This window comes from Chromobacterium alticapitis (genome assembly GCF_002924365.1).
In the GTDB taxonomy this organism is placed as follows: domain Bacteria; phylum Pseudomonadota; class Gammaproteobacteria; order Burkholderiales; family Chromobacteriaceae; genus Chromobacterium; species Chromobacterium alticapitis.
In genome coordinates this window covers 91,952-110,767 of the sequence record NZ_PQWB01000029.1, presented here as the reverse complement: position 1 = coordinate 110,767, position 18,816 = coordinate 91,952, and the positions used below count along the sequence as shown (strand labels likewise).

Annotated in this window: 13 protein-coding genes; 4 read left to right on the top strand and 9 right to left on the bottom strand. The window is 63.1% G+C overall.

What is annotated here, in order from left to right; translation table 11 throughout:
* The 9 genes from C2I19_RS08515 to ffh all read right to left on the bottom strand — a co-directional run.
* Window positions 1-500 (bottom strand): histone (locus C2I19_RS08515; protein ID WP_103902273.1); only part of this gene is annotated, 500 nt, incomplete at its 3' end.
* A 133-nt stretch (window positions 501-633) separates the two neighbouring features.
* Window positions 634-1,908 carry a two-component system sensor histidine kinase RstB gene (gene rstB / locus C2I19_RS08510; RefSeq protein ID WP_103902272.1) on the bottom strand — a complete coding sequence of 425 codons (1,275 nt, stop codon included), beginning with the start codon at window positions 1,906-1,908 and terminating at the stop codon, window positions 634-636.
* Between the two features lie 6 nt (window positions 1,909-1,914).
* The gene (gene rstA / locus C2I19_RS08505) at window positions 1,915-2,634 is read right to left on the bottom strand and encodes a two-component system response regulator RstA (protein ID WP_103902271.1); all 720 of its coding nucleotides are present in this window, start codon (window positions 2,632-2,634) and stop codon (window positions 1,915-1,917) included.
* Window positions 2,635-2,720: 86 nt separating this feature from the next.
* Window positions 2,721-4,145, bottom strand: a complete 1,425-nt coding sequence (locus C2I19_RS08500; protein ID WP_158253662.1) for an efflux transporter outer membrane subunit — start codon at window positions 4,143-4,145, stop codon at window positions 2,721-2,723.
* A 2-nt stretch (window positions 4,146-4,147) separates the two neighbouring features.
* Window positions 4,148-5,308, bottom strand: coding sequence for an efflux RND transporter periplasmic adaptor subunit (locus tag C2I19_RS08495; protein ID WP_103902269.1), 1,161 nt, complete (start codon window positions 5,306-5,308; stop codon window positions 4,148-4,150).
* A gap of 1 nt (window position 5,309) precedes the next feature.
* Complete coding sequence (locus C2I19_RS08490) at window positions 5,310-8,489, bottom strand: efflux RND transporter permease subunit (RefSeq protein WP_103902268.1); 3,180 nt, start codon at window positions 8,487-8,489, stop codon at window positions 5,310-5,312.
* A 261-nt stretch (window positions 8,490-8,750) separates the two neighbouring features.
* Window positions 8,751-10,916, bottom strand: a complete 2,166-nt coding sequence (locus tag C2I19_RS08485; protein WP_103902267.1) for a hypothetical protein — start codon at window positions 10,914-10,916, stop codon at window positions 8,751-8,753.
* A 293-nt stretch (window positions 10,917-11,209) separates the two neighbouring features.
* The gene (gene purB / locus C2I19_RS08480) at window positions 11,210-12,580 is read right to left on the bottom strand and encodes an adenylosuccinate lyase (protein ID WP_103902266.1); all 1,371 of its coding nucleotides are present in this window, start codon (window positions 12,578-12,580) and stop codon (window positions 11,210-11,212) included.
* A 170-nt stretch (window positions 12,581-12,750) separates the two neighbouring features.
* Window positions 12,751-14,106, bottom strand: coding sequence for a signal recognition particle protein (gene ffh / locus C2I19_RS08475; RefSeq protein WP_103902265.1), 1,356 nt, complete (start codon window positions 14,104-14,106; stop codon window positions 12,751-12,753).
* Window positions 14,107-14,217: 111 nt separating this feature from the next.
* On the opposite strand from ffh, the gene C2I19_RS08470 reads away from it, so the two are divergent.
* The 4 genes from C2I19_RS08470 to pilB all read left to right on the top strand — a co-directional run bounded on the left by C2I19_RS08470 (window position 14,218) and on the right by pilB (window position 18,816).
* The gene (locus C2I19_RS08470) at window positions 14,218-15,039 is read left to right on the top strand and encodes a cytochrome C assembly family protein (RefSeq protein ID WP_103902264.1); all 822 of its coding nucleotides are present in this window, start codon (window positions 14,218-14,220) and stop codon (window positions 15,037-15,039) included.
* Window positions 15,040-15,092: 53 nt separating this feature from the next.
* Window positions 15,093-15,389, top strand: a complete 297-nt coding sequence (locus C2I19_RS08465; RefSeq protein WP_103902263.1) for a ComEA family DNA-binding protein — start codon at window positions 15,093-15,095, stop codon at window positions 15,387-15,389.
* Between the two features lie 394 nt (window positions 15,390-15,783).
* A complete protein-coding gene (locus tag C2I19_RS08460; RefSeq protein ID WP_103902262.1) occupies window positions 15,784-16,908 on the top strand; it encodes a porin in 1,125 nt (374 codons plus the stop codon).
* A 204-nt stretch (window positions 16,909-17,112) separates the two neighbouring features.
* The gene (gene pilB / locus C2I19_RS08455; protein ID WP_103902261.1) at window positions 17,113-18,816 is read left to right on the top strand and encodes a type IV-A pilus assembly ATPase PilB; all 1,704 of its coding nucleotides are present in this window, start codon (window positions 17,113-17,115) and stop codon (window positions 18,814-18,816) included.

Genomic DNA, 18,816 nt, shown 5'->3' with positions numbered 1-18,816 from the left:
GCTTGAGCCTTGGAAGCTACGGCCTTCTTGGCGGCGTGCTTCTTGGCCTTCTTGGCGGCCGGAGCGGAAGCGTCAGCCTTGGCGGCTTGAGCCTTGGAAGCAACAGCCTTCTTGGCGTGGTGCTTGTGAGCCTTCTTGGCTACCGGAGCGGAAGCGTCAGCCTTGGCGGCTTGGGCCTTGGAAGCAACGGCCTTCTTGGCTACGTGCTTGTGAGCCTTCTTGGCCTTCGGAGCGGAAGCGTCGGCCTTGGCGGCTTGAGCCTTGGAAGCTTCTACCTTCTTGGCAGCGTGCTTCTTGGCGTGGTGCTTGTGAGCCTTCTTGGCAACCGGAGCGGAAGCGTCGGCCTTAGCGGCTTGAGCCTTGGAAGCTACTTTCTTCTTTTCAACTTTCTTGGCCTTGTGGATGGCCGGGGCGGAAGCGGCAGCCTTTTCAGCGGCGAAGCCGTTGGCGGAAGCCAAGCCGAAAGCAGCGGTCAGGGCGAGCAGAGCCAGCTTTTTCATTTACGAAACTCCTAAGTTTCTTTGGATTGGGGTGAAACGGACAGGAAATAGTCCTAATTCAGGGCGAGATGCTAGCTGTGGCAAGCCTTTGGCGTCTAGGAGAGGCATGTATCTCAATGTTACGGAATGTACATCAGGCGATGGGCCAGCGAAGTTCGAAGCGCGCGCCGCCCAGCGGCGAGGTCTCCACCTTGATGCTGCCGCGGTGGGCGCGGGCGATGCCGGCTACGATGGCGAGTCCCAGGCCATGGCCGCCGGTCTGGCGGCCGCGGCTTTCATCTAGCCGCACGAAGGGGTCGAACACCCGGCCACGGTCTTCTTCCGGTATGCCGGGACCATCGTCGTCGACGATGAGGCAGAACTGCTGCTTGTCGACCAGGATGTGGGTGGCGACGATGGAGTTCGCATGCCGGCGCGCGTTGGACAGCAGATTGTCCAGCGCCCGGGTGATCAAATGCTCGTCCGCCGTGATGGACAGCGCCTCGCCCACCGGCTCTATCCAGTGGATTTCCTGGGCCAGCGCGGCCTGGCCGGCGATGCGCTCGCGCGCCCAGGGCAGCGCGTTGAAGCTGCTGAGCTTCAGCGGCGCTTCCGGGCGGTCCAGCCGGGCATGGAACAGTAACTCTTCCACCAGTTTGTCGATGGCGGTCAGGTCGCGTTCTATGGCTTGGCGTTCCGGAGAATCTTCGTCGCCGTCCAGCAGCGCCAGCCGGTAGCGCAGCCGCGCCAGCGGCGTGCGCAGCTCATGGGCGACGGCGTTGGTCAGCGTTTTCTTGCTATTGATCAGCGCGGCGATATTGTCGGCCATGTGGTTGAAGGAGACGCCCAGATGATGCACGCCTGAGCGAGGCGGCAATTCGACGCGGGCGGCCAGATCGCCGTTGGCCAATCGGCCGGACGCCCTTTCCAGCGCCACCAGGTCGCGCCAATGCGGCCGCATCCACAGGAAGACCGGAATGGCCAGCGACAGGCCCAAGAGGCCCAGCAGCGCGTAGTCGAACCATTTGAGCCGGTGCAGGAAGAACAGATAGCGCAGCGGGCCGGCCACCAGCAGGTAGTTGCTGTCTTGCAGCTTTTGCAGGAACAGGTATTTGTCTTCCAGCATGACGATCTCGCCGCGGTCCAGCGCCCGGCGCGAGTCGTCGTCCAAGATGTAGTTGCTCATCTTCTCCACCTTGACGCGGAAGGTGAAGCCGTAGTCGGAGTTGGCCAGCGTTTCGCTCCAGCGGTCTTCCGGCACGCCGCGCAGATCGGCCTCGATCAGCGACAAGGTGGTGCGCAGCAGGTCGGCCAGGTAGCGCTCGCCCACGTCGTCCACGGCCTGTTTGTAGACCACGCCGACCAGGATGACCGCCACCAGGAAGCAGGACATCAGCAGCAGATAGAACTGGATGAACAGGCGGCGCATCCGCGCTTACTCCCAGCCGGACAAGGAGAACAGATAGCCGCGGTTGCGCACCGTCTTGATGCGGAACGGCTCGCTGGGGTTGTCGCCCAGCTTCTTGCGCAGGCGCGAAATGGCCACGTCTATGCTGCGGTCCAGGCCATCGTAGCTGACGCCGCGCATCTCCTTGAGCAGGATGTCGCGGTTCAGCGTCTCGCCGGCGTGGCTGGCCAGGAGCCACAGCAGGTCGAAGTCCGAAGTGGATAGCGGGATTTTCTCGCCGGCCAGGGTGACATCGCGGCTGACCGGGTCTATCGACAGCTGGCCGAATACCGCCTTGCGCGAGGCGTTCTTGCCTTGCTGCGGCTCGGCCGGCGCCTGGGTCGGCCGCAGGTGGCGCAATTGGGCGCGCAGCCGCGCCACCAGCACGGAAGGCGGGGTGGTTTTCAGGATGTAGTCGTTGGCGCCAAGCTCCAGGCCCAGGATCTGGTTCATGTCGCTGTCCAGCGAGGTCAGCATGATGATGGGGCCGTCGAACTGCGGCCGCAGCTCGCGGCAGATGGACAGGCCATCCTTGCCCGGCAGCATGATGTCCAGCAAAACCATGTCCGGCTTTTCGCGAGAGATGGTGTCGAGCGCGGCGTCGCCGCGCGGCTCCACGATCACTTCCATTTCGTGGCGCGACAGGAAGTCGCTGATCAGTCCGGCCAGGTCGGCGTCGTCCTCGACAAAAACGATGCGGTGGGTCATGCGTGCGTCCATACCATAAATTAAGCCAATTGCCGGCAAGTATCGCGCGGCGAGCGCCCGGGCTCAAGTGCGGCGGGACGGGTGGCTCAGCGCGGCGGAGGGTCCGCGCGCCATCCGCCGCCCAGCGCTTTGAGCAGGCCGACGCTGGCGAGCAGCTGGCCGCCGCGCAGCTGGGCCAGGCTTCTATGCGCGGCTAGCTGGTTCTGGCGGGCGAGGGCCAGCGTCAGCGCGCTGTCCAATCCTTCGCGGTGCCGCAGCTCGCTGATGGCGTAGGCCTGGTCCTGCTTGCGGGCCGCTTCGTCCTGCAGGCGGCGCGCGCGGTCCAGCCCATGCAGCATGCTCAGCGCGTCCTGCGCCTCCTGCATCGCCTGCAGCACGGCTTGGCGGTAGCCGGCCAGCGCGGCGCGGTAGCCTGCCTCGGCGTAGGCCACGCCGGCGCGGGTCTTGCCGTTGTCGAACAGCGTTTGCGAGGCCTGCAGTCCTATGGCCCAGACCAGGGCCGGCGTGGAGAACAGATTGACCAGTCCGGTCGATTCGCTGCCCAAATACGCCGGCGTCAGCGTCAGCTGCGGGAAATAGGCGGCGCGGGCCGCGCCGATCTGGGCGTTGGCCGCGGCCATCGCGCGTTCGGCGGAGGCGATGTCCGGGCGGCGCTGCAAGAGATCGCTAGGCGCGCCGGCAGGCGCTGCCGGGATAGTCGCCGGCAAGTAACCGGCGGCCAGGCGGAAGGAGGGGGCCGGCGCGCCGCTGAGCATGGCCAGCAAGTCTTCGTTGGCGCGGCGCTGGTTGAGCAGCAGCTCGCGCTGGGCGCGGCTGGCGGCCAGCGTCGCGGCCTGCTGTTCCTCGTCGGCGGCGGAGGCGAGGCCCGCAAGATGGCGGACATGGGTCAGCTCCAGCGCGCGGCGTTGCGCCTCTAGAATGTCGTCCAGCAGGCGGATTTCCTCGTCTTGCTGGCGCAGTTGCAGATAGGCGCCGGCGAGCTGGGCGCTTAGCAGCAGCGCTACGTTGGCGCGGTCGGCGGCGGCTTGTTCGACGCCGGCGCGCGCGGCCTCGACGTCGCGGCGCACCCGGCCCAGCCAGTCCACTTCGTAGCTGACGCCGAGCAGGGGTTTGAGATCGCCCTGCGCCACGCTGGCGTTGCTGGCGCCGTAGCTGGACAAGGGGCGATCGGCCGAGATGCGGCTGCGGGAGGCGGCCAGGCCCAGATTGGCGGAGGGCAGCTCGGCCGCGCCGTGGATGCGGCTTTGCGCTTCGGCCTGCTCCAAGCGGGCTAGCGCCTGGCGCAGCGTCGGGCTCTGCTCCAGCGCGGCGGTTTCCAGCCGGTTGAGCTCGGCGTCGCCGAATACGGTCCACCAGTCGCGCTTGGGCTGGGCGTCCGCCGGCGCGGCAAGCGTCCAGCCGGCTTCGGTTTTCCATTGCGCCGGCAACTCGCTCGCCGGGCGCTGGTAGTCGGGGCCGACGGCGGTGCAGCCGGCCAGCGCGGCGGCTATCAGCAAGAGCGGCGCGCGCATGCTCATTCCTCCCGCAGCGGGGCGACGACGCTCACCGGCTGGCCTTCGTTGATCGCATCCGGCGGATTGACGATGACTTTGTCGCCGGGCTTCAGGCCATGGCGGATCTCCACTTCGTGGCCGTAATCCGTGCCCAGGAGCACCGGCTGCAGATGGATTTTCCCATCCGCGCCCACCAGCGCCACCCGGCTGCCCTTGCCGTTGAACTGCAGCGTATTGGTGGGCAGCGTCAGCGCGTCGCCCTTGGGCAGGCGGAAGGTGGCGTCCACATACTGTCCCGGCAGCAAGCCGTGATCGGCGTTGGCCAGCGTGACTTCCACCTGCAGGGTGCGGCTGGCCGGATCGATGGCGCCGGCGGTGCGGGCGACCTTGCCCGTGAGCGGCCGGCCCGGCGCTTCCTGGCTTCGGATGTCCACCTTCTGGCCGGCATGGATGGCGGCGGCCTGGGCCTGCGGCACATAGGCGTACAAGTGGAGCTGGTCTATCCGGGCGACGGCGAACAGCGCTTGCGGCGCGCCGCCGTTGCCGGCATTGACCAAGCTGCCGGTGTCGATGTTGCGGCGGGTGACGATGCCGTCGAACGGCGCGACGACGCGGGCGAAGTCCTGCAGGTCGCGCAGCCGTTTCAGCTCGGCCTCGGTCTGGCGATAGGCGCTTTCCTTCTCGTCCAGTTCCTGCTGCGATACGGCGTCCTGCGCGCGCAGCGTCTTCCAGCGCAGATAGGCCGTTTTGGCCAGCGCGAAGTTGGCTTGCGCCGCCTGCGCTTGCTTGTCTATGTCGGGGATGTCCAGCTCGGCTAGCAGCTCGCCTTTCTTCACCGGCTGGCCGATGTCCTTGAGCCAGCGCTGGATATAGCCATTGGTGCGGGCGAAGATCTGGGCTTCGGCTATGCCTTGCAGCGTGGACGGCAGCGTCAGCGTGGTGTCGCCGCGGCCGCGCGCGGGCGAGACCACGCTGACCGTCAGCACAGCGCGGCGCTCGGCTTCCTTGGCCAGCGTTGCGGCGTCGGCGCGGCGCGCCAGCAGCTCGCGGCCCAGCCCGGCCAGCAACAAGACGACGACGACTAGGGCGGCGACGCGCGCCTTGCGCGCCACCGCGCCGCGGCGGGAATGATGCAGGTGAAGTTCAGGCAGGCCCTGGCGGGCGTGGCGTGGCTCGGTCATGTCATGCGTCCTGTGCGGCGGCGTCTGCGATGGCGCCGGCCGCCTTGCGTTTTGCCAGATAGCTGTGGAAAGAGGCGAAGACCACCGGCACGAACAGCAGCGTGGATACGGTGGCGAACAAGAGGCCGCCGATCACGGCGCGGCCCAGCGGGGCGTTTTGCTCCGAACCTTCGCCTATGCCGATGGCCATGGGAATCATGCCTATGATCATGGCCAGCGCGGTCATCAGCACCGGGCGCAGCCGGGTGGCGCCGGCCTCCAGCGCGGCGGACAGCGGCGGCAGCCCGTCCTGCATGCGGTGCCGCGCGAACGACACCACCAGGATGCTGTTGGCCGTGGCCACGCCCATGGTCATGATGGCGCCGGTCAGCGCCGGAACGGACAGGTCGGTGCCGCTGAGCATCAGCATCCAGGCGATGCCGGCCAGGGCGGCCGGCAGCGCGCTGATGATGATGAAGGGGTCCAGCCAGGACTGGAAATTCACCACGATCAGCAAGTAGACCAGCACGATGGCGCCGAGTATGCCGATGGAGAGGCCCAGGTAGGAGGAGCGCATGGTTTCGACCTGGCCGCGCATGCCGACATGGCTGCCCTTGGGCAGATGGGCTTGCTCCTCGCGCATGACTTGCTGAATATCGGCCGCCACCGAACCCAGATCGCGGCCGCGCGCGCTGGCGTAGATGTCTATCGACGGCAGGATGTTGTAGCGGGTGACGATGGCGGGCGTGCGGCCGGGCGAGGCCCTGACCAGATTGCCCAGCGTCTGTTCGCCCTTGCCATGGCTGCCCGGCGCGTTGACCGGCAACTGCAGCAGCTTGTCCAGCGAGTCCAGCCGGTACTGCGGCGTTTGAGATTGCATGGTGTAGACGATGTGATTGGACGGGTTCAGCCAGTAGGCCGGCTGGGTTTGCTGGCTGCCGGACAGCGGCAGCAGCAGGTTCTGCGCCACGTCGAACGGCGCGATGCCCATGCCTTGCAGCCGCGCGCGGTCCATCGTCAGCTGGATGGCCGGCGCGTCCAGGCGCTGGTGGATGTGAGCGTCGGCCGCGCCGGGGATGGCGCGGATGCGCGTCAGCAGGCGGCCGGCGTAGGCGGCGTCGCTGGCCAGGTCTTTGCCGAAGACTTGCACGTCTATGGGCGCCGGCGAGCCGAAGTTCAGTATCTGCGTGATGATGTCGGCCGGCTGGAAGAAGAATTCCACGCCGGGAAAGCGCTTCTCCAGCGCCGGCGGCAGCGCGGCGATGTAGTCGGCGCTTGGCTTGTGGCCAGGCATCAGCGAGATCAGCACCTCGTCGTCCAGCGTGCCTATGGTGCCGGAATTGCTGTAGGACAGGTTGATGCCGCTATAGGGCAGGCCGATGTTGTCGATGATGGTGTCCAGGTCCTGCGGCGGAATGACTTTGCGGATTTCCGCGTCCACCTGGTCGGCCAGCACGGCGCTGTCCTCGATGCGGGTGCCGGTGGGCGCGCGTGCATGCAGCTTGATCTGTCCGGTGTCCACGTCGGGGAACAGGTCGCGTCCCAGTAGCGCATAGAGGCCGCAGGACGCGACGCAGAAGCCCAGAAAGACGGTGATGAAGCGCTTGCGGTGTGTCAGCAGGTGGCTGAGCAGGTGCACGTAAAACTCGCGCAGCCGCTCGAAACGCGCGTTGAAAGCCAGGTGCGCGCGATGGATCCATGCCGAGGCGCGGCCGTCATGATGGCGGTGGCCCATCAGCAGCAGCGCCAGCGTCGGCACCAGGGTCCGCGACAGCACATAGGAGGCCAGCATGGCGAATACCACCGCCTCCGCCATGGGCACGAACAGATAACGCGCCACGCCCTCCAGGAAGAACATGGGCACGAACACGATGCAGATGCACAGCGTGGAGACGAAAGCCGGGATGGCGATTTCGCCGGCGCCGTCCAGGATGGCGGTGTACAGCGGCGAGCCCATGTGCAGGTGGCGCTCGATGTTTTCTATGGTCACCGTCGCATCGTCCACCAGAATGCCCACCGCCAGCGCCAGGCCGCCCAGCGTCATCACGTTGATGGTTTCGCCCAGCATGTGCAGCGCGATGATGGAGGCGAAGATGGACAGCGGGATGGAGACGGCGATGATGGACGTGGTGCGCCAGTTGCCGAGGAACAGCAGCAGCATGACCGCGGTCAGCGCGGCCGCCACCAGCGCCTCGTGGATGACGCCGCTGACTGCGGTCTTGACGAAGACGGACTGGTCGGCCAGCAGGGCGATGCGCAAGTCTTTGGGCAGCAGCGGCAGCAGTCCGGGCAGCTTCTCTTTCAGATGATCCACCACGTCCAGGGTGGAGGCGCCGCCGTTCTTGTAGATGGACATCATCAGGCCGCGCTGGCCGTTCTGCTTGACGATATTGGTTTGCGGCGAAAAGCCGTCTCGCACATGCGCCACTTCGCGCAGGAAGACGGTGGCGCCGCCCTGGGTCTTGATCGGCAGGTCGTTCAGGCCGGCTAGCGTGTCCGGCGAGCCGTTCAGCTCCACATTGTATTCGGTGCCGCCTATCTTGGCGGTGCCGGAGGGCAGCGCCAGATTCTGCGCGTTGACCGCGTTGACCACGTCGGCCGGCGTCAGGCCATGGGCGGCGATGGCCTGGCTGTCCAGGTCCACCGACAGCAGGCGGATCTTGCCGCCGTAGGGATAGGTGATGGCGATGCCCGGTATCGTCACCAACTGCGGCCTGAGCGTGTTGATGGCGGCGTCGAAGACGTCTTGCTCCGACATGGACTTGCTGGACATGCCCAGTTGCAGCACCGGCACGCTGGAGGCGGTGTACTTGATGATCAGCGGCGGCGTAGCGCCGGGGGGCATCTGCTTGACCACGGCTTGCGACACCGACACCACCTGGGCGATGGCGGTCTGGATGTTGGCGCCGGGCTGGAAAAAGATCTTGATGATGGCGATGCCGTTCAGCGACTGCGACTCGATGTGCTCGATGTCGTTGACCGTGGTGGTCAGCGTCCGCTCGTGGATCTGGGTGAGACGGTCCGCCATCAGCTGCGGCGGCAGGCCGCCATAGCCCCAGATCACGCTGATCACCGGGATGTCTATCTCCGGCAGTACATCCACCGGCGTGCGCAGGAGGGCGAGCGGCGTGGCCAGCAGGATGACGATGGCCATCACGATGAAAGTATAGGGCCGTTTCAGGGCGGTTTCGACGATCCACATGGCGCGGCGGGTCTCTTCGGTTGATGACGCGCGCGAAGGCGGTCTATTGCAGCTTATGCCAGCCAATGGCTGCTTGGCGGCTGGAATGCGGACAAGTCTGCGGCAGGGGCTGTCGCAGGCGCATTCAGAGTGCATTAACTGGTCAAGGAGTCGTACCGTTGACGGGCGGGGGGACTTAGACGAAAAAAAAGTCCGCAGCCGAACGGCCGCAAGAAAAAAGCCCTCCCGGAAGGGGAGGGCCGGCGGCAGGGCGCGGCGCGCTCAGTTCTTGTGGCGCGCGTGGCGATTCAGCGAAACGACGCGAGTCTTGCCGATGCGGTGGCGGTAGATTTCGCGCAGGTAGCACACGGCTTTCTGCACATGCTCGCGGGTCAGCCGGATGTCGTTGATGGACACGAACTTCTTGTTGTCGCGGATCAGCTCGCGGTACTTCTTCTCGTACATCGGCTTGATGGCGAACCAGTTGGTGTCCAGAATTTTGGTCGGGTTTTCGTATTCGTTGAGCAGCTTTTCCAGCATCGTCTCGTCGAACGTGTCCGCTGTGATCAGATCCAGTATCGCGTTGTCCAGACTTTCGTCGAAACGGTGGTTGCCGTGGGCGAAGCAGCGCTTGATGAAGGCGACGATCAGCGTCAGGAAATCGTCGCTGAGGCAGGGGCTCTTGGCCACCAGCGTGGTCAGCGACAGATTGGTGGACGCGCCTATCACCAGCGCGTAGCGCTTCAGCGTGGTGCTGGGGAACAGGTCGTTCAGGTGGCGCTTCAGCCGGTTCAGATCCAGGTAGGACAGCTTGTAGCCCTTGGGCAGGGACAGGATGGCCACCACCGACGAGCAGTTCTGGAAGAAGAACAGCTGGTTCAGCTTGTCCGCCGCATAGCCGGATTGTTTGTAGTCGGCCAGCGCCGCGCGGTAGCTCTCGCACTCTATGGGCAGCAGGCTGATGCCCTCTATCGCCTGCGTCTGCTGGTTGAAGTGCGGCAGGTCGATCGAGCGGTAGAACAGATCGTCGATATCCAGCTTGTTGACGAAACCGTCCGAGCCCAGCGGGTCCGACACCACGGATTCGGCGTAGGCCACGGCCACCGGGCCGGCCAAGCTCATGAACAGGTCGTTGGCGTCCAGCCGTATGGTCTCGCCCATGTCTATGCCGGCGCGCAGGAAGTAGTTTTCGTCGTAATCGCTGGTGACGGCCTGGGCGGTCAGGATGTTGAAGATCTGCTGCGAGATGTACTGGTTGGCGTGGCGCTCCATCGCGTTGACGTCCAGGTGCTCGATGTTGCCGCCTTCGCTCTCCTCGGCGTAGCGCATGATGTCGTTGGAGATCAGCATCATCGCGTTCCACGGACGGATGCGCCGCATCACGCTCTCGGCGCCGGCCTCTTCATTGACGAAGTTGTACGAGAAGTCCCATTCCTCGGCCAGGTATTTGCACAGCAGCCGGCCGGCGTTGATGTGCAGCGCCTCCGAGCCTTCGGCGTGCTGGCCCGAGATATTGGGCAGGATGCAGATGCCGCTGGTGAAGATGGGCTCGAACACGAAGCCGTAGTCGTCGACCTGGCCGGCCTTGTCCTCGCCTCGGGTCTCGAAGGTCTTGCTCATGTAGGCGTATTGCTGGGCCAGGCCGAATTCCGAGGCCATGCCGGAACCGGTGCCGCCGCCGGCGCTGAAGATATAGAAATACAGCCGCGACTGGTTGGCCTTGATGCCGCAGGAGTCCACCAGATAGGAGTGGATCAGCGCCCATTCCGGGTCGGAAAAACTGACCGTGTCCTTGTTCAGGATGATCTTGGCCAGGTACTGGCCCAGTATCGGCGCGTTGCCGGCGCCGCCGGCGTGGACCTCGGCCAGGTCCATGATCTTCATCTTGTTGTAGTTGTTGAAGAAGTCGCTCTGCTCGCCGCGGCGGGAGAAGCGGATGCGGCCCTTGATGTCCTTGTCCAGGTCGCCCAGCATCACCATGGGTTCGATCAGAAAGGCCGGCTTGGCGCTCTTGTGCTGGGTCAGCAGATTGCGGTGCAGCCACTTGCGCGGCCGGCGTTGCTCTTGCTCGGGCACGGCCTTTTCATCGCTGGAGAATTCGTTCAGATAGAACTTGCGCGCGTTGTAGACCAGGGTGGCCACGTCCAGCGCGATATTGGAGCCGCAGCGGCCCAGGCCGATTAGGCAGACCGAGGGGAAGGGGCGCTCGACGACATCATCCTGGCCATCCTCGCCGCTGCGGGAGAAGGCCATGCCGCGCAGCGTGTCCAGATGCTGCAGGATGCGGTTGGTGTCGTGCTCGATGAAATATTGCAGCAGGCCCGGCTGTACGCGCTCGTTCAGTTGCAGCAGGTTGCGTGAGGCTGCGGGATGCGGGGGGCCGGCGTTGAACTCGTCGTCGGAGGCGGAGGAATGCGAGGATTGGTCGTACATAGATTGCATGATCATCCATTCTCTATTCAGGGTTGACCCTTTTAGCGGAGCGGCAAGCGCGCTAGCCTGCTCCGTTTCCTATTGCAGCAGCTGGTGTTTTTGGTGTTTTTCACATTCCATTGTCAGGCGCAATCGACTTTTTGACCACTAAATTTTGTGCCGGGCGCGACATGGGTATGCATTTTGCGACTAAGCCGGCCGCGAAGTTTTGGCCGGCATGGGGAAGGAATGGGGGACTTGAGCGGCGCGCGGTCCGAATGAAAAAGGCCCGGCGAAGCCGGGCCTGGTAGGGGGGCGGACTCGGCCGCTTAAACGCGGCGAGCCAGCTCTTCCGCCTTGCCCAGATAATTGGCCGGCGTCAGTTCCAGCATGCCGGCCTTGACGGCATCCGGCAGATCCAGGCTCTTGATGAAGGCGTGCAAGGTTTCGCGCGTGATGCCGCCCTTGCCGCGGGTCAGCTCCTTCAATTGCTCGTACGGATTGGCGATGCCGTGGCGGCGCATGACGGTTTGCACCGGCTCGGCCAGCAGCTCCCAAGCCGCGTCCAGCTCGGCGGCGATCTGCGCCGGGTTGATTTCCAGCTTGTTCAGGCCCTTCAGGCAGGACTTCAGGCCGAGCAGGGTGTAGCCGAAGCCGACGCCCATATTGCGCAGCACGGTGGAGTCGGTCAGGTCGCGCTGCCAGCGCGACACCGGCAGTTTTTCCGCCAGATGGCCCATGATGGCGTTGGCCATGCCCAGATTGCCTTCTGCGTTCTCGAAGTCGATCGGGTTGACCTTGTGCGGCATGGTGGAGCTGCCCACTTCGTCCTTCTTGACCTTCTGCTTGAAGTAACCCAGCGAGATATAGCCCCAGATGTCGCGGTTCAGGTCGATCAGGATGGTGTTGACGCGGCTCATCACCTGGTACAGCTCGGCCATGTAGTCGTGCGGCTCGATCTGGATGGTGTACGGATTGAAGGTGAGGCCCAGGCCGGTGACGAAGCGTCCGCACAGGCTTTCCCAGTCGATGTCCGGGTAGGCCGCCAGGTGGGCGTTGTAGTTGCCTACGGCGCCGTTGATCTTGCCCAGGATTTCCTGGTGCACCAGTTGCTCGCGCTGGCGCTTCAGGCGGTACACCACATTGGCCAGCTCCTTGCCCATGGTGGACGGCGTGGCCGGCTGGCCGTGGGTGCGGCACATCATGGGCACGGCGGCCAGCTCATGCGACAGTTTTTGCAGCCGGTGGATCACTTCGTCCAGATTCGGCAGCAGCACGGTGTTGCGCGCGGTCTTCAGCATCAGCGCGTGGCTGAGGTTGTTGATGTCCTCGGAGGTGCAGGCGAAGTGGATGAATTCGCCGGCCGCCATCACTTCCGGATTACCGGACAGCCGTTCCTTCAGCCAGTATTCGATAGCCTTGACGTCGTGGTTGGTGCGGACTTCGATGGCCTTCACTTCCTCGCCGTGTTCGACGCTGAAGTTGGCGATCACGTCGTCGATCTCGCGGATGGTGGCGTCGGAGAACGGTTTGACCTCTTCGATGCCCGGCTCGGCGGCCAGCATCTTCAGCCATTCCAGTTCCACTTTGACGCGGCACTTCATCAAACCGAATTCGGAGAACAGGTTGCGCAGGGCCTCGACCTGGCCGGCGTAGCGGCCATCCAACGGGCTCAGGGCGGTCAACGTAGTCAGATTCATGCGGGGTATTTCCAAACGTGGTTCGCCAAACAGCGGCGGGTTGCGATACAAACGGTTCCGGCGACGCGGCCGGGGCGGCCCCTTAATCAATGTAGCGTGCAGGCGCCGCTTCGCCGGCGGCTTGTCTTTATCTCAAAACAAACGGGCGACTGGCGCCCGTTTGTTTTCGCTTACATGCCGGGCATCATGCCCTTCATGCCTCGCATCATCTTCATCATCCCGCCCTTGGACGAGAACTGCTTCATCATTTTCTGCATCTGTTCGAACTGCGCCAGCAGGCGGTTCACCTCCTGCACCGTCACGCCAGAGCCGGCGGCGATGCGGCGCTTGCGGCTGGCCTTGAGCAGTTCCGGCTTGCGGCGCTCTTCCATGGTCATCGAGTTGATGATGCCCTCGATGCGGCGCATGGATTTTTCAGCCTCCGCGCCCTGGATGCCCTTGGCCATCTGGCCGATCTGGCCCGGCATTTTTTCCAAGAGATTGGACATGCCGCCCATTTTCTTCATCTGCTGCATCTGCGCCTTGAAGTCCTCGAGGTCGAAGCCCTTGCCGGACTTCAACTTCTTGGCCATGGCCTCGGCTTCCTTCTGATCGATGCCCTTCTGGACTTCCTCGATCAGCGACAGCACGTCGCCCATGCCCAGGATGCGGCTGGCGATGCGGTCCGGGTGGAACGGTTCGATGCCCGTGACCTTTTCGCCGACGCCGATGAACTTGATCGGCTTGCCGGTGACGTGGCGCACCGACAAGGCGGCGCCGCCGCGCGAATCGCCGTCCATCTTGGTCAGGATCACGCCGGTCAGCGGCAGCGCGTCGTTGAAGGCCTTGGCGGTGTTGACCGCGTCCTGGCCCTGCATCGCGTCCACCACGAACAGCGTTTCCACCGGATTGACCGCGGCGTGCAGCGCCTTGATCTCCTCCATCATCGCCTCGTCGATGGCGAGACGGCCGGCGGTATCTACCAGCAATACGTCGAAGAAGTGGCGGCGCGCGTGGTCGATGGCGGCGCGGGCGATGTCCACCGGCTTCTGTGCGGCGTCGGACGGGAACCATTCCACGCCGACTTGCGAAGCCAGCAGCTTCAGCTGCTCGATGGCGGCCGGACGGTAAACGTCGGCTGACACCACCAGCACCTTCTTCTTCTGGGTTTCCTTCAGCCGCTTGGCCAGCTTGCCGACGGTGGTGGTCTTACCGGCGCCCTGCAGGCCTGCCATCAGCACGATGGCGGGCGGCACGGCGGCCAGGTTCAGCTCGTCGTTCTTCTCGCCCATCAGCTTGACGAGTTCTTCGTTGACTACGCCCACCAGCGCTTGGCCCGGGGTCAGGCTGCCCATCACGTCCTGGCCGAGCGCGCGTTCCTTCACCTGCGCGATGAAGGTTTTGATGACGGGCAGCGCCACGTCAGCCTCCAGCAAGGCCATGCGCACTTCGCGCATCGCGTCCTGGATATTCGATTCGGTCAGCCGCGCATTGCCGCGCAAGGATTTCATCACGCCGGACAGGCGGCTGGTCAAGTTGTCTAGCATGGTGCTGTCCTTACTCTCTGCCAACGATAGGCAGCTTGGTGTAGACTCTCAAACAGTCGATTTTACCACGAGCCGCCGGGTACGCGCCCGGATTTGATCACACCCTTATATATGACCAGCCTCCTGCTCGTTTTGACCCTGTTTCTGATCCTGTCCTATGGCGCCTTCACCTGGCATTACGTGGCCAACTGGAGAGGCCTGGCCCATTGGCCGCGCAACCCCCGCATCGAGCACAGCCTGCTGGGCCTGCTGCTGCTGGCCCAGACCGTGGTGGTGGTGTCGCCGCTCAGCGCCAGCGGCGGCCTGGCCCTTGGCGTCGGCCACGCCTTGAGCCTGATGGTGTGGATCATGTTGCTGATCTACTGGACCTGCAGCTTCTTCTATAAGGTGGAGGGGCTGCAGCTGTTCATGATGCCGCTGGCGATGGGGGCGCTGGCCTTTGGGCTGGTTTTCCCGGGTCGCCATTTCGTCAGCGACCTGTCCAACCCGGCCTTTGTGCTGCACATCCTGGTTTCCATGCTGGCTTACAGCCTGTTCGCCATCGCGGCGCTGATCGCGGCGCTGATGCTGGTGCTGGAGCGGGCGCTGCACCATAGGCGGGTGTCCCTGCTGGCCAAACAGCTGCCGCCCTTGCTGACACTGGAAAAAATGATGTTCCAGGTCATCGCGGCGGGGTTCTTGTTATTGACGCTGACCATGGTCAGCGGCATGGCCTTCTCCGAGGAAGTGTTCGGCAAGGCGGCGGCGCTGACGCACAAGACGGTATTCAGCGTGCTGTCCTGGCTGATCTTCGCCTCCCTGCTGCTGGGGAGGAGGCTGCGTGGTTGGCGGGGCCGCGTGGCCATACGCTGGACCTTGGCCGGTTTCCTGTCATTGATGCTGGCATACGTGGGCAGCAAAGTGGTTTTAGAATTGATCTTGCAGCGCGGTTAGCTGCATGTCATGACAATTTAAAACCCTTTGCGCCTTTCATTTAGGAGTCCGCCATGAAGAAACTGTTCGCCGTCCTTGCCGGCCTGCTGCTGTCTTTCCATGCCGCCTGGGCCGCCGTCAATCTGAATACCGCCACGCCGCAGCAACTGGAAGCCCTGCAGGGAATAGGGCCTGCCAAGGCCAAGGCCATTGTCGACTACCGCAGCAAGAACGGTCCGTTCAAGACCGTGGATGATCTGAAGAAAGTCTCCGGCATCGGCGACAAGACGCTGGACAAGCTGCGCAAGGACCTGATGGTCGGCGGCGCGGCGCCGGCCGCCAAGCCCGTGGCGAAGCCCGCCGCCAAGTAGCCGTCCCGCGCGTTTTCGCGCCTAGCGCATCGCAACCGCCATTCCATCGAGTGGCGGTTTTTCGTTTATCGCGATGATATGAGAATGAAGAGGCGGGGCAGGTGATTTGTTGCATGCGCGCAACGATGCGCGGCATGTGTTGTTTGTGGGCCGCAGCCTGTGGGCGGATCTGGCTGGCGTAATCGCTTTGGCCGCTGGGCTTTGTTGGAAATGCTGTTGTTTTTTTGGTGATTTCCAGTCTGGTTTCGCGCTTGATCTTTGTTTTTTTGCAACGTCAGTCTTATATTGGCAACAGCGATCGACGGAATATACCGTCGGCACATAAATGTCCGGGCCATTGGCTGCAAGCCACTGAGTCAACAGGACAAAATCAACTGACTTGAAAGGATCTGCAATGAACAAGAAGCTGATTGCTTTGGCGCTGGCAGCCCTGCCTGCAGCGGCCATGGCTGATGTCACCATCTATGGCTCGATCAGGGCCGGTATCGAAGACAACAAGACCTATAGCTCCACCTTCGGCACCAACGCTCAGGGTAACCCGCAGAGCGGCGTGCAAATCAATGACTGGACCTCCCGCATCGGTTTCAAGGGCAGCGAAGACGTGGGCAACGGTCTGAAGGCGATCTGGCAGGTGGAAAGCCGTCTGCATATGGATGGTACTGGCAGCGACAACCTGGCTACTCGCGACACTTTCGTGGGTCTGGCCGGCGATTGGGGTAAGGTCCGTCTGGGCCGCCTGTCCAACTACGCCAACTCCGACATGGAGCAAGTGGACCCGGGTTACTATAGCGGCGAAAGCGTAGGGGGCCTGGGCATGTTCACTCGCCTGGATACTCGCCACAATAACGCTATCCGTTACGATAGCCCGAACTTCTACGGTTTCAGCTACGCAGCCCTGTATGCGGCTGATGAAACTCGTGCGAACGTGAATGGCACGCGTACCAATGCCCAACTGATCAACCTGGGTCTGAGCTACGAGAACGCGGGCTATTTCGCCAAGTACAACTTCGAAAACCGCGGCGACGCCAACAAGGTGGGTGCGGGCCTGAAGGATTGGCACCGCCTGGAAGCTGGCTATAACGCCAATAACATTTACGTGGCCTTGGGCTACCAGCAAGTTCGCGGCTACTTGGGTCAAGCCCTTGACTCGAAGAACAATGTTACTGGCTTCGCTGACTCCACTGGCGTGGTTTACAACGTTGCCGCCCTGAATACAGCTTTCGCAAGCTCGGCCAGCACTTTCGATGTCACTCAAGTTGTGAAGACCAAGGAATTGGCGCTGACTGGCGGCTATACCTTCGGCGCGTTCACTCCGTACCTATCCTATGCCAAGGGTTACGATGCGACTGCCGGCAGCAAGACTATCAGCAACTCGGGTTACGATCAGTTCGTGCTGGGTCTGGATTACGCCGTGTCCAAGCGCACCGAGGTTTACACCTCTTATGGCCACGTGAATTGGAAGGCCAGCGGCGTCGCCAGCGAAAACTCTTTCGGCCTGGGCCTGATTCATAACTTCTAAGCGCCCCGCGCGCCATGAAAAGGATTGCTTCGGCAGTCCTTTTTTTATTGTTTTCAGCGAGATGTCGGATGTATCGGGAGCGGCTGGGCAACTGGGACGGGCGGGAAAAGGTTTTGTGTCGGGACCGAGGACGATTTTGCATATAATATCGTCAAAACCCTCATTCCATCGCGGCGCAACAGCCCATACCGGATCAATTTTCATATGGAAGCTACGGCAGGGATTTCCGGGCTCGGACGAGCCCTGGTTCAGCATAATATGCTGCTGCAGCAGGACGCAGACGCCATCCAGAAGCATGCGGCGGCTTCGCATATCAGCTTCGTCGAACAGCTGATTCTGAGCAAGAAAATGAGCGCGCGCGACGTGGCCATTTTCGCCTCGCGCATTTTCGGTTATCCCTTGCTTGATATGACCTCGCTCGATACCGAACAGCTGCCCAAGGGCCTGGTCGACGACGACCTGGTCGCCAGCCGCCGCCTGCTGCCCCTGCTCAAGCGCGGCAACAAGCTGTATATCGGCACCTCGGACCCCACCCAGACCTCGGCCTATCACGCCATCACTTTCAAGACCGGTTTGACGGTGGAGATCGTCGTGGTCGAGGACGACAAGCTGTCCAAGCTGGTTGGCCGCTACCAGGATAGTCCCGCTTCGGCGCTGAAGGAGCTGGAAGGCGAGGACTTGGGCGATCTGGAGTTTGCCGACCCAGACGCCCAGGCCGACGCGCCTCAGGTGGAGGTGGACGACGCCCCGGTGGTCAAGTTCATCCACAAGATGCTGCTGGACGGCATAGGCGTGGGTGCGTCCGACATTCATTTCGAGCCGTACGAAAAGTATTACCGCATCCGCTATCGAGTGGATGGGGCGTTGAAGGAAGTGGCGCAGCCGCCCTTGCTGCTGAAGGAAAAAATCGCCTCGCGCATCAAGGTGATTTCCAGGCTGGATATTTCGGAAAAGCGGGTGCCGCAAGATGGCCGCCTGAAACTGGTGATCTCCAAGACCCGGGCCATCGATTTCCGCGTCAGCACATTGCCCACGCTGTACGGCGAAAAGATCGTGATGCGGATTCTGGATTCCTCATCGGCGTCGCTGGATATCGAGCAACTGGGTTTCGAGCCCGAACAGAAACAATTGTTGCTGCAGGCAATCGCTCGTCCCTACGGCATGGTGCTGGTTACCGGGCCTACCGGCAGCGGCAAGACGGTGTCGCTGTATACCTGCCTGAACATCCTGAATAAGCCGGACACCAATATTTCGACGGCCGAAGACCCGGTGGAAATCAACCTGCCCGGGATCAATCAGGTCAACGTCAACGAAAAGGCCGGCCTGACTTTCGCTTCGGCGCTGCGCGCCTTCCTGCGTCAGGATCCGGACGTGATCATGGTGGGCGAAATCCGCGATTTCGAAACCGCCGACATCGCGATCAAGGCCGCGCAGACCGGCCATATGGTGTTTTCCACGCTGCACACCAATAATGCGCCGGCCACGCTGACCCGCTTGCTGAACATGGGCGTCGCGCCGTTCAATATCGCCAGCTCGGTGCTGCTGATCATGGCGCAGCGCCTGGCCCGCCGCTTGTGCAATCATTGCAAGAAGCCGGTGGAAATCCCGGAGGAGGCGCTGCTGCGCGCGGGCTTCTCCAAGGCGCAGCTGGATGGCAGCTGGCATCCATACGGCCCGGTGGGCTGCGAAGAGTGCCGCAATACCGGCTACAAGGGGCGCGTCGGCATTTACGAGGTGATGCCGATCAGCGATGCGATGACGCGGCTGATCATGAAGAACGGCACGGCGATGGATATTTCCGACCTGGCCTTGCAGGAGGGCATGGTGAATCTGCGCCACGCCGGCTTGCTCAAGGTCAAACGCGGCATGACCTCTCTGGCGGAGATCGAAGCGGTCACCAACGACTGA

What these genes read in the sequence shown, in the direction of transcription:
- rstB (WP_103902272.1), bottom strand. Translation starts at nt 1,908, where the DNA reads ATGCGCCGCCTGTTCATCCAGTTCTATCTGCTGCTGATGTCCTGCTTC.
- C2I19_RS08490 (WP_103902268.1), bottom strand. Translation starts at nt 8,489, where the DNA reads ATGTGGATCGTCGAAACCGCCCTGAAACGGCCCTATACTTTCATCGTG.
- C2I19_RS08500 (WP_158253662.1), bottom strand. Translation starts at nt 4,145, where the DNA reads ATGCGCGCGCCGCTCTTGCTGATAGCCGCCGCGCTGGCCGGCTGCACC.
- C2I19_RS08465 (WP_103902263.1), top strand. Translation starts at nt 15,093, where the DNA reads ATGAAGAAACTGTTCGCCGTCCTTGCCGGCCTGCTGCTGTCTTTCCAT.
- C2I19_RS08485 (WP_103902267.1), bottom strand. Translation starts at nt 10,916, where the DNA reads ATGATCATGCAATCTATGTACGACCAATCCTCGCATTCCTCCGCCTCC.
- purB (WP_103902266.1), bottom strand. Translation starts at nt 12,580, where the DNA reads ATGAATCTGACTACGTTGACCGCCCTGAGCCCGTTGGATGGCCGCTAC.
- C2I19_RS08460 (WP_103902262.1), top strand. Translation starts at nt 15,784, where the DNA reads ATGAACAAGAAGCTGATTGCTTTGGCGCTGGCAGCCCTGCCTGCAGCG.
- C2I19_RS08495 (WP_103902269.1), bottom strand. Translation starts at nt 5,308, where the DNA reads ATGACCGAGCCACGCCACGCCCGCCAGGGCCTGCCTGAACTTCACCTG.
- pilB (WP_103902261.1), top strand. Translation starts at nt 17,113, where the DNA reads ATGGAAGCTACGGCAGGGATTTCCGGGCTCGGACGAGCCCTGGTTCAG.
- ffh (WP_103902265.1), bottom strand. Translation starts at nt 14,106, where the DNA reads ATGCTAGACAACTTGACCAGCCGCCTGTCCGGCGTGATGAAATCCTTG.
- rstA (WP_103902271.1), bottom strand. Translation starts at nt 2,634, where the DNA reads ATGACCCACCGCATCGTTTTTGTCGAGGACGACGCCGACCTGGCCGGA.
- C2I19_RS08470 (WP_103902264.1), top strand. Translation starts at nt 14,218, where the DNA reads ATGACCAGCCTCCTGCTCGTTTTGACCCTGTTTCTGATCCTGTCCTAT.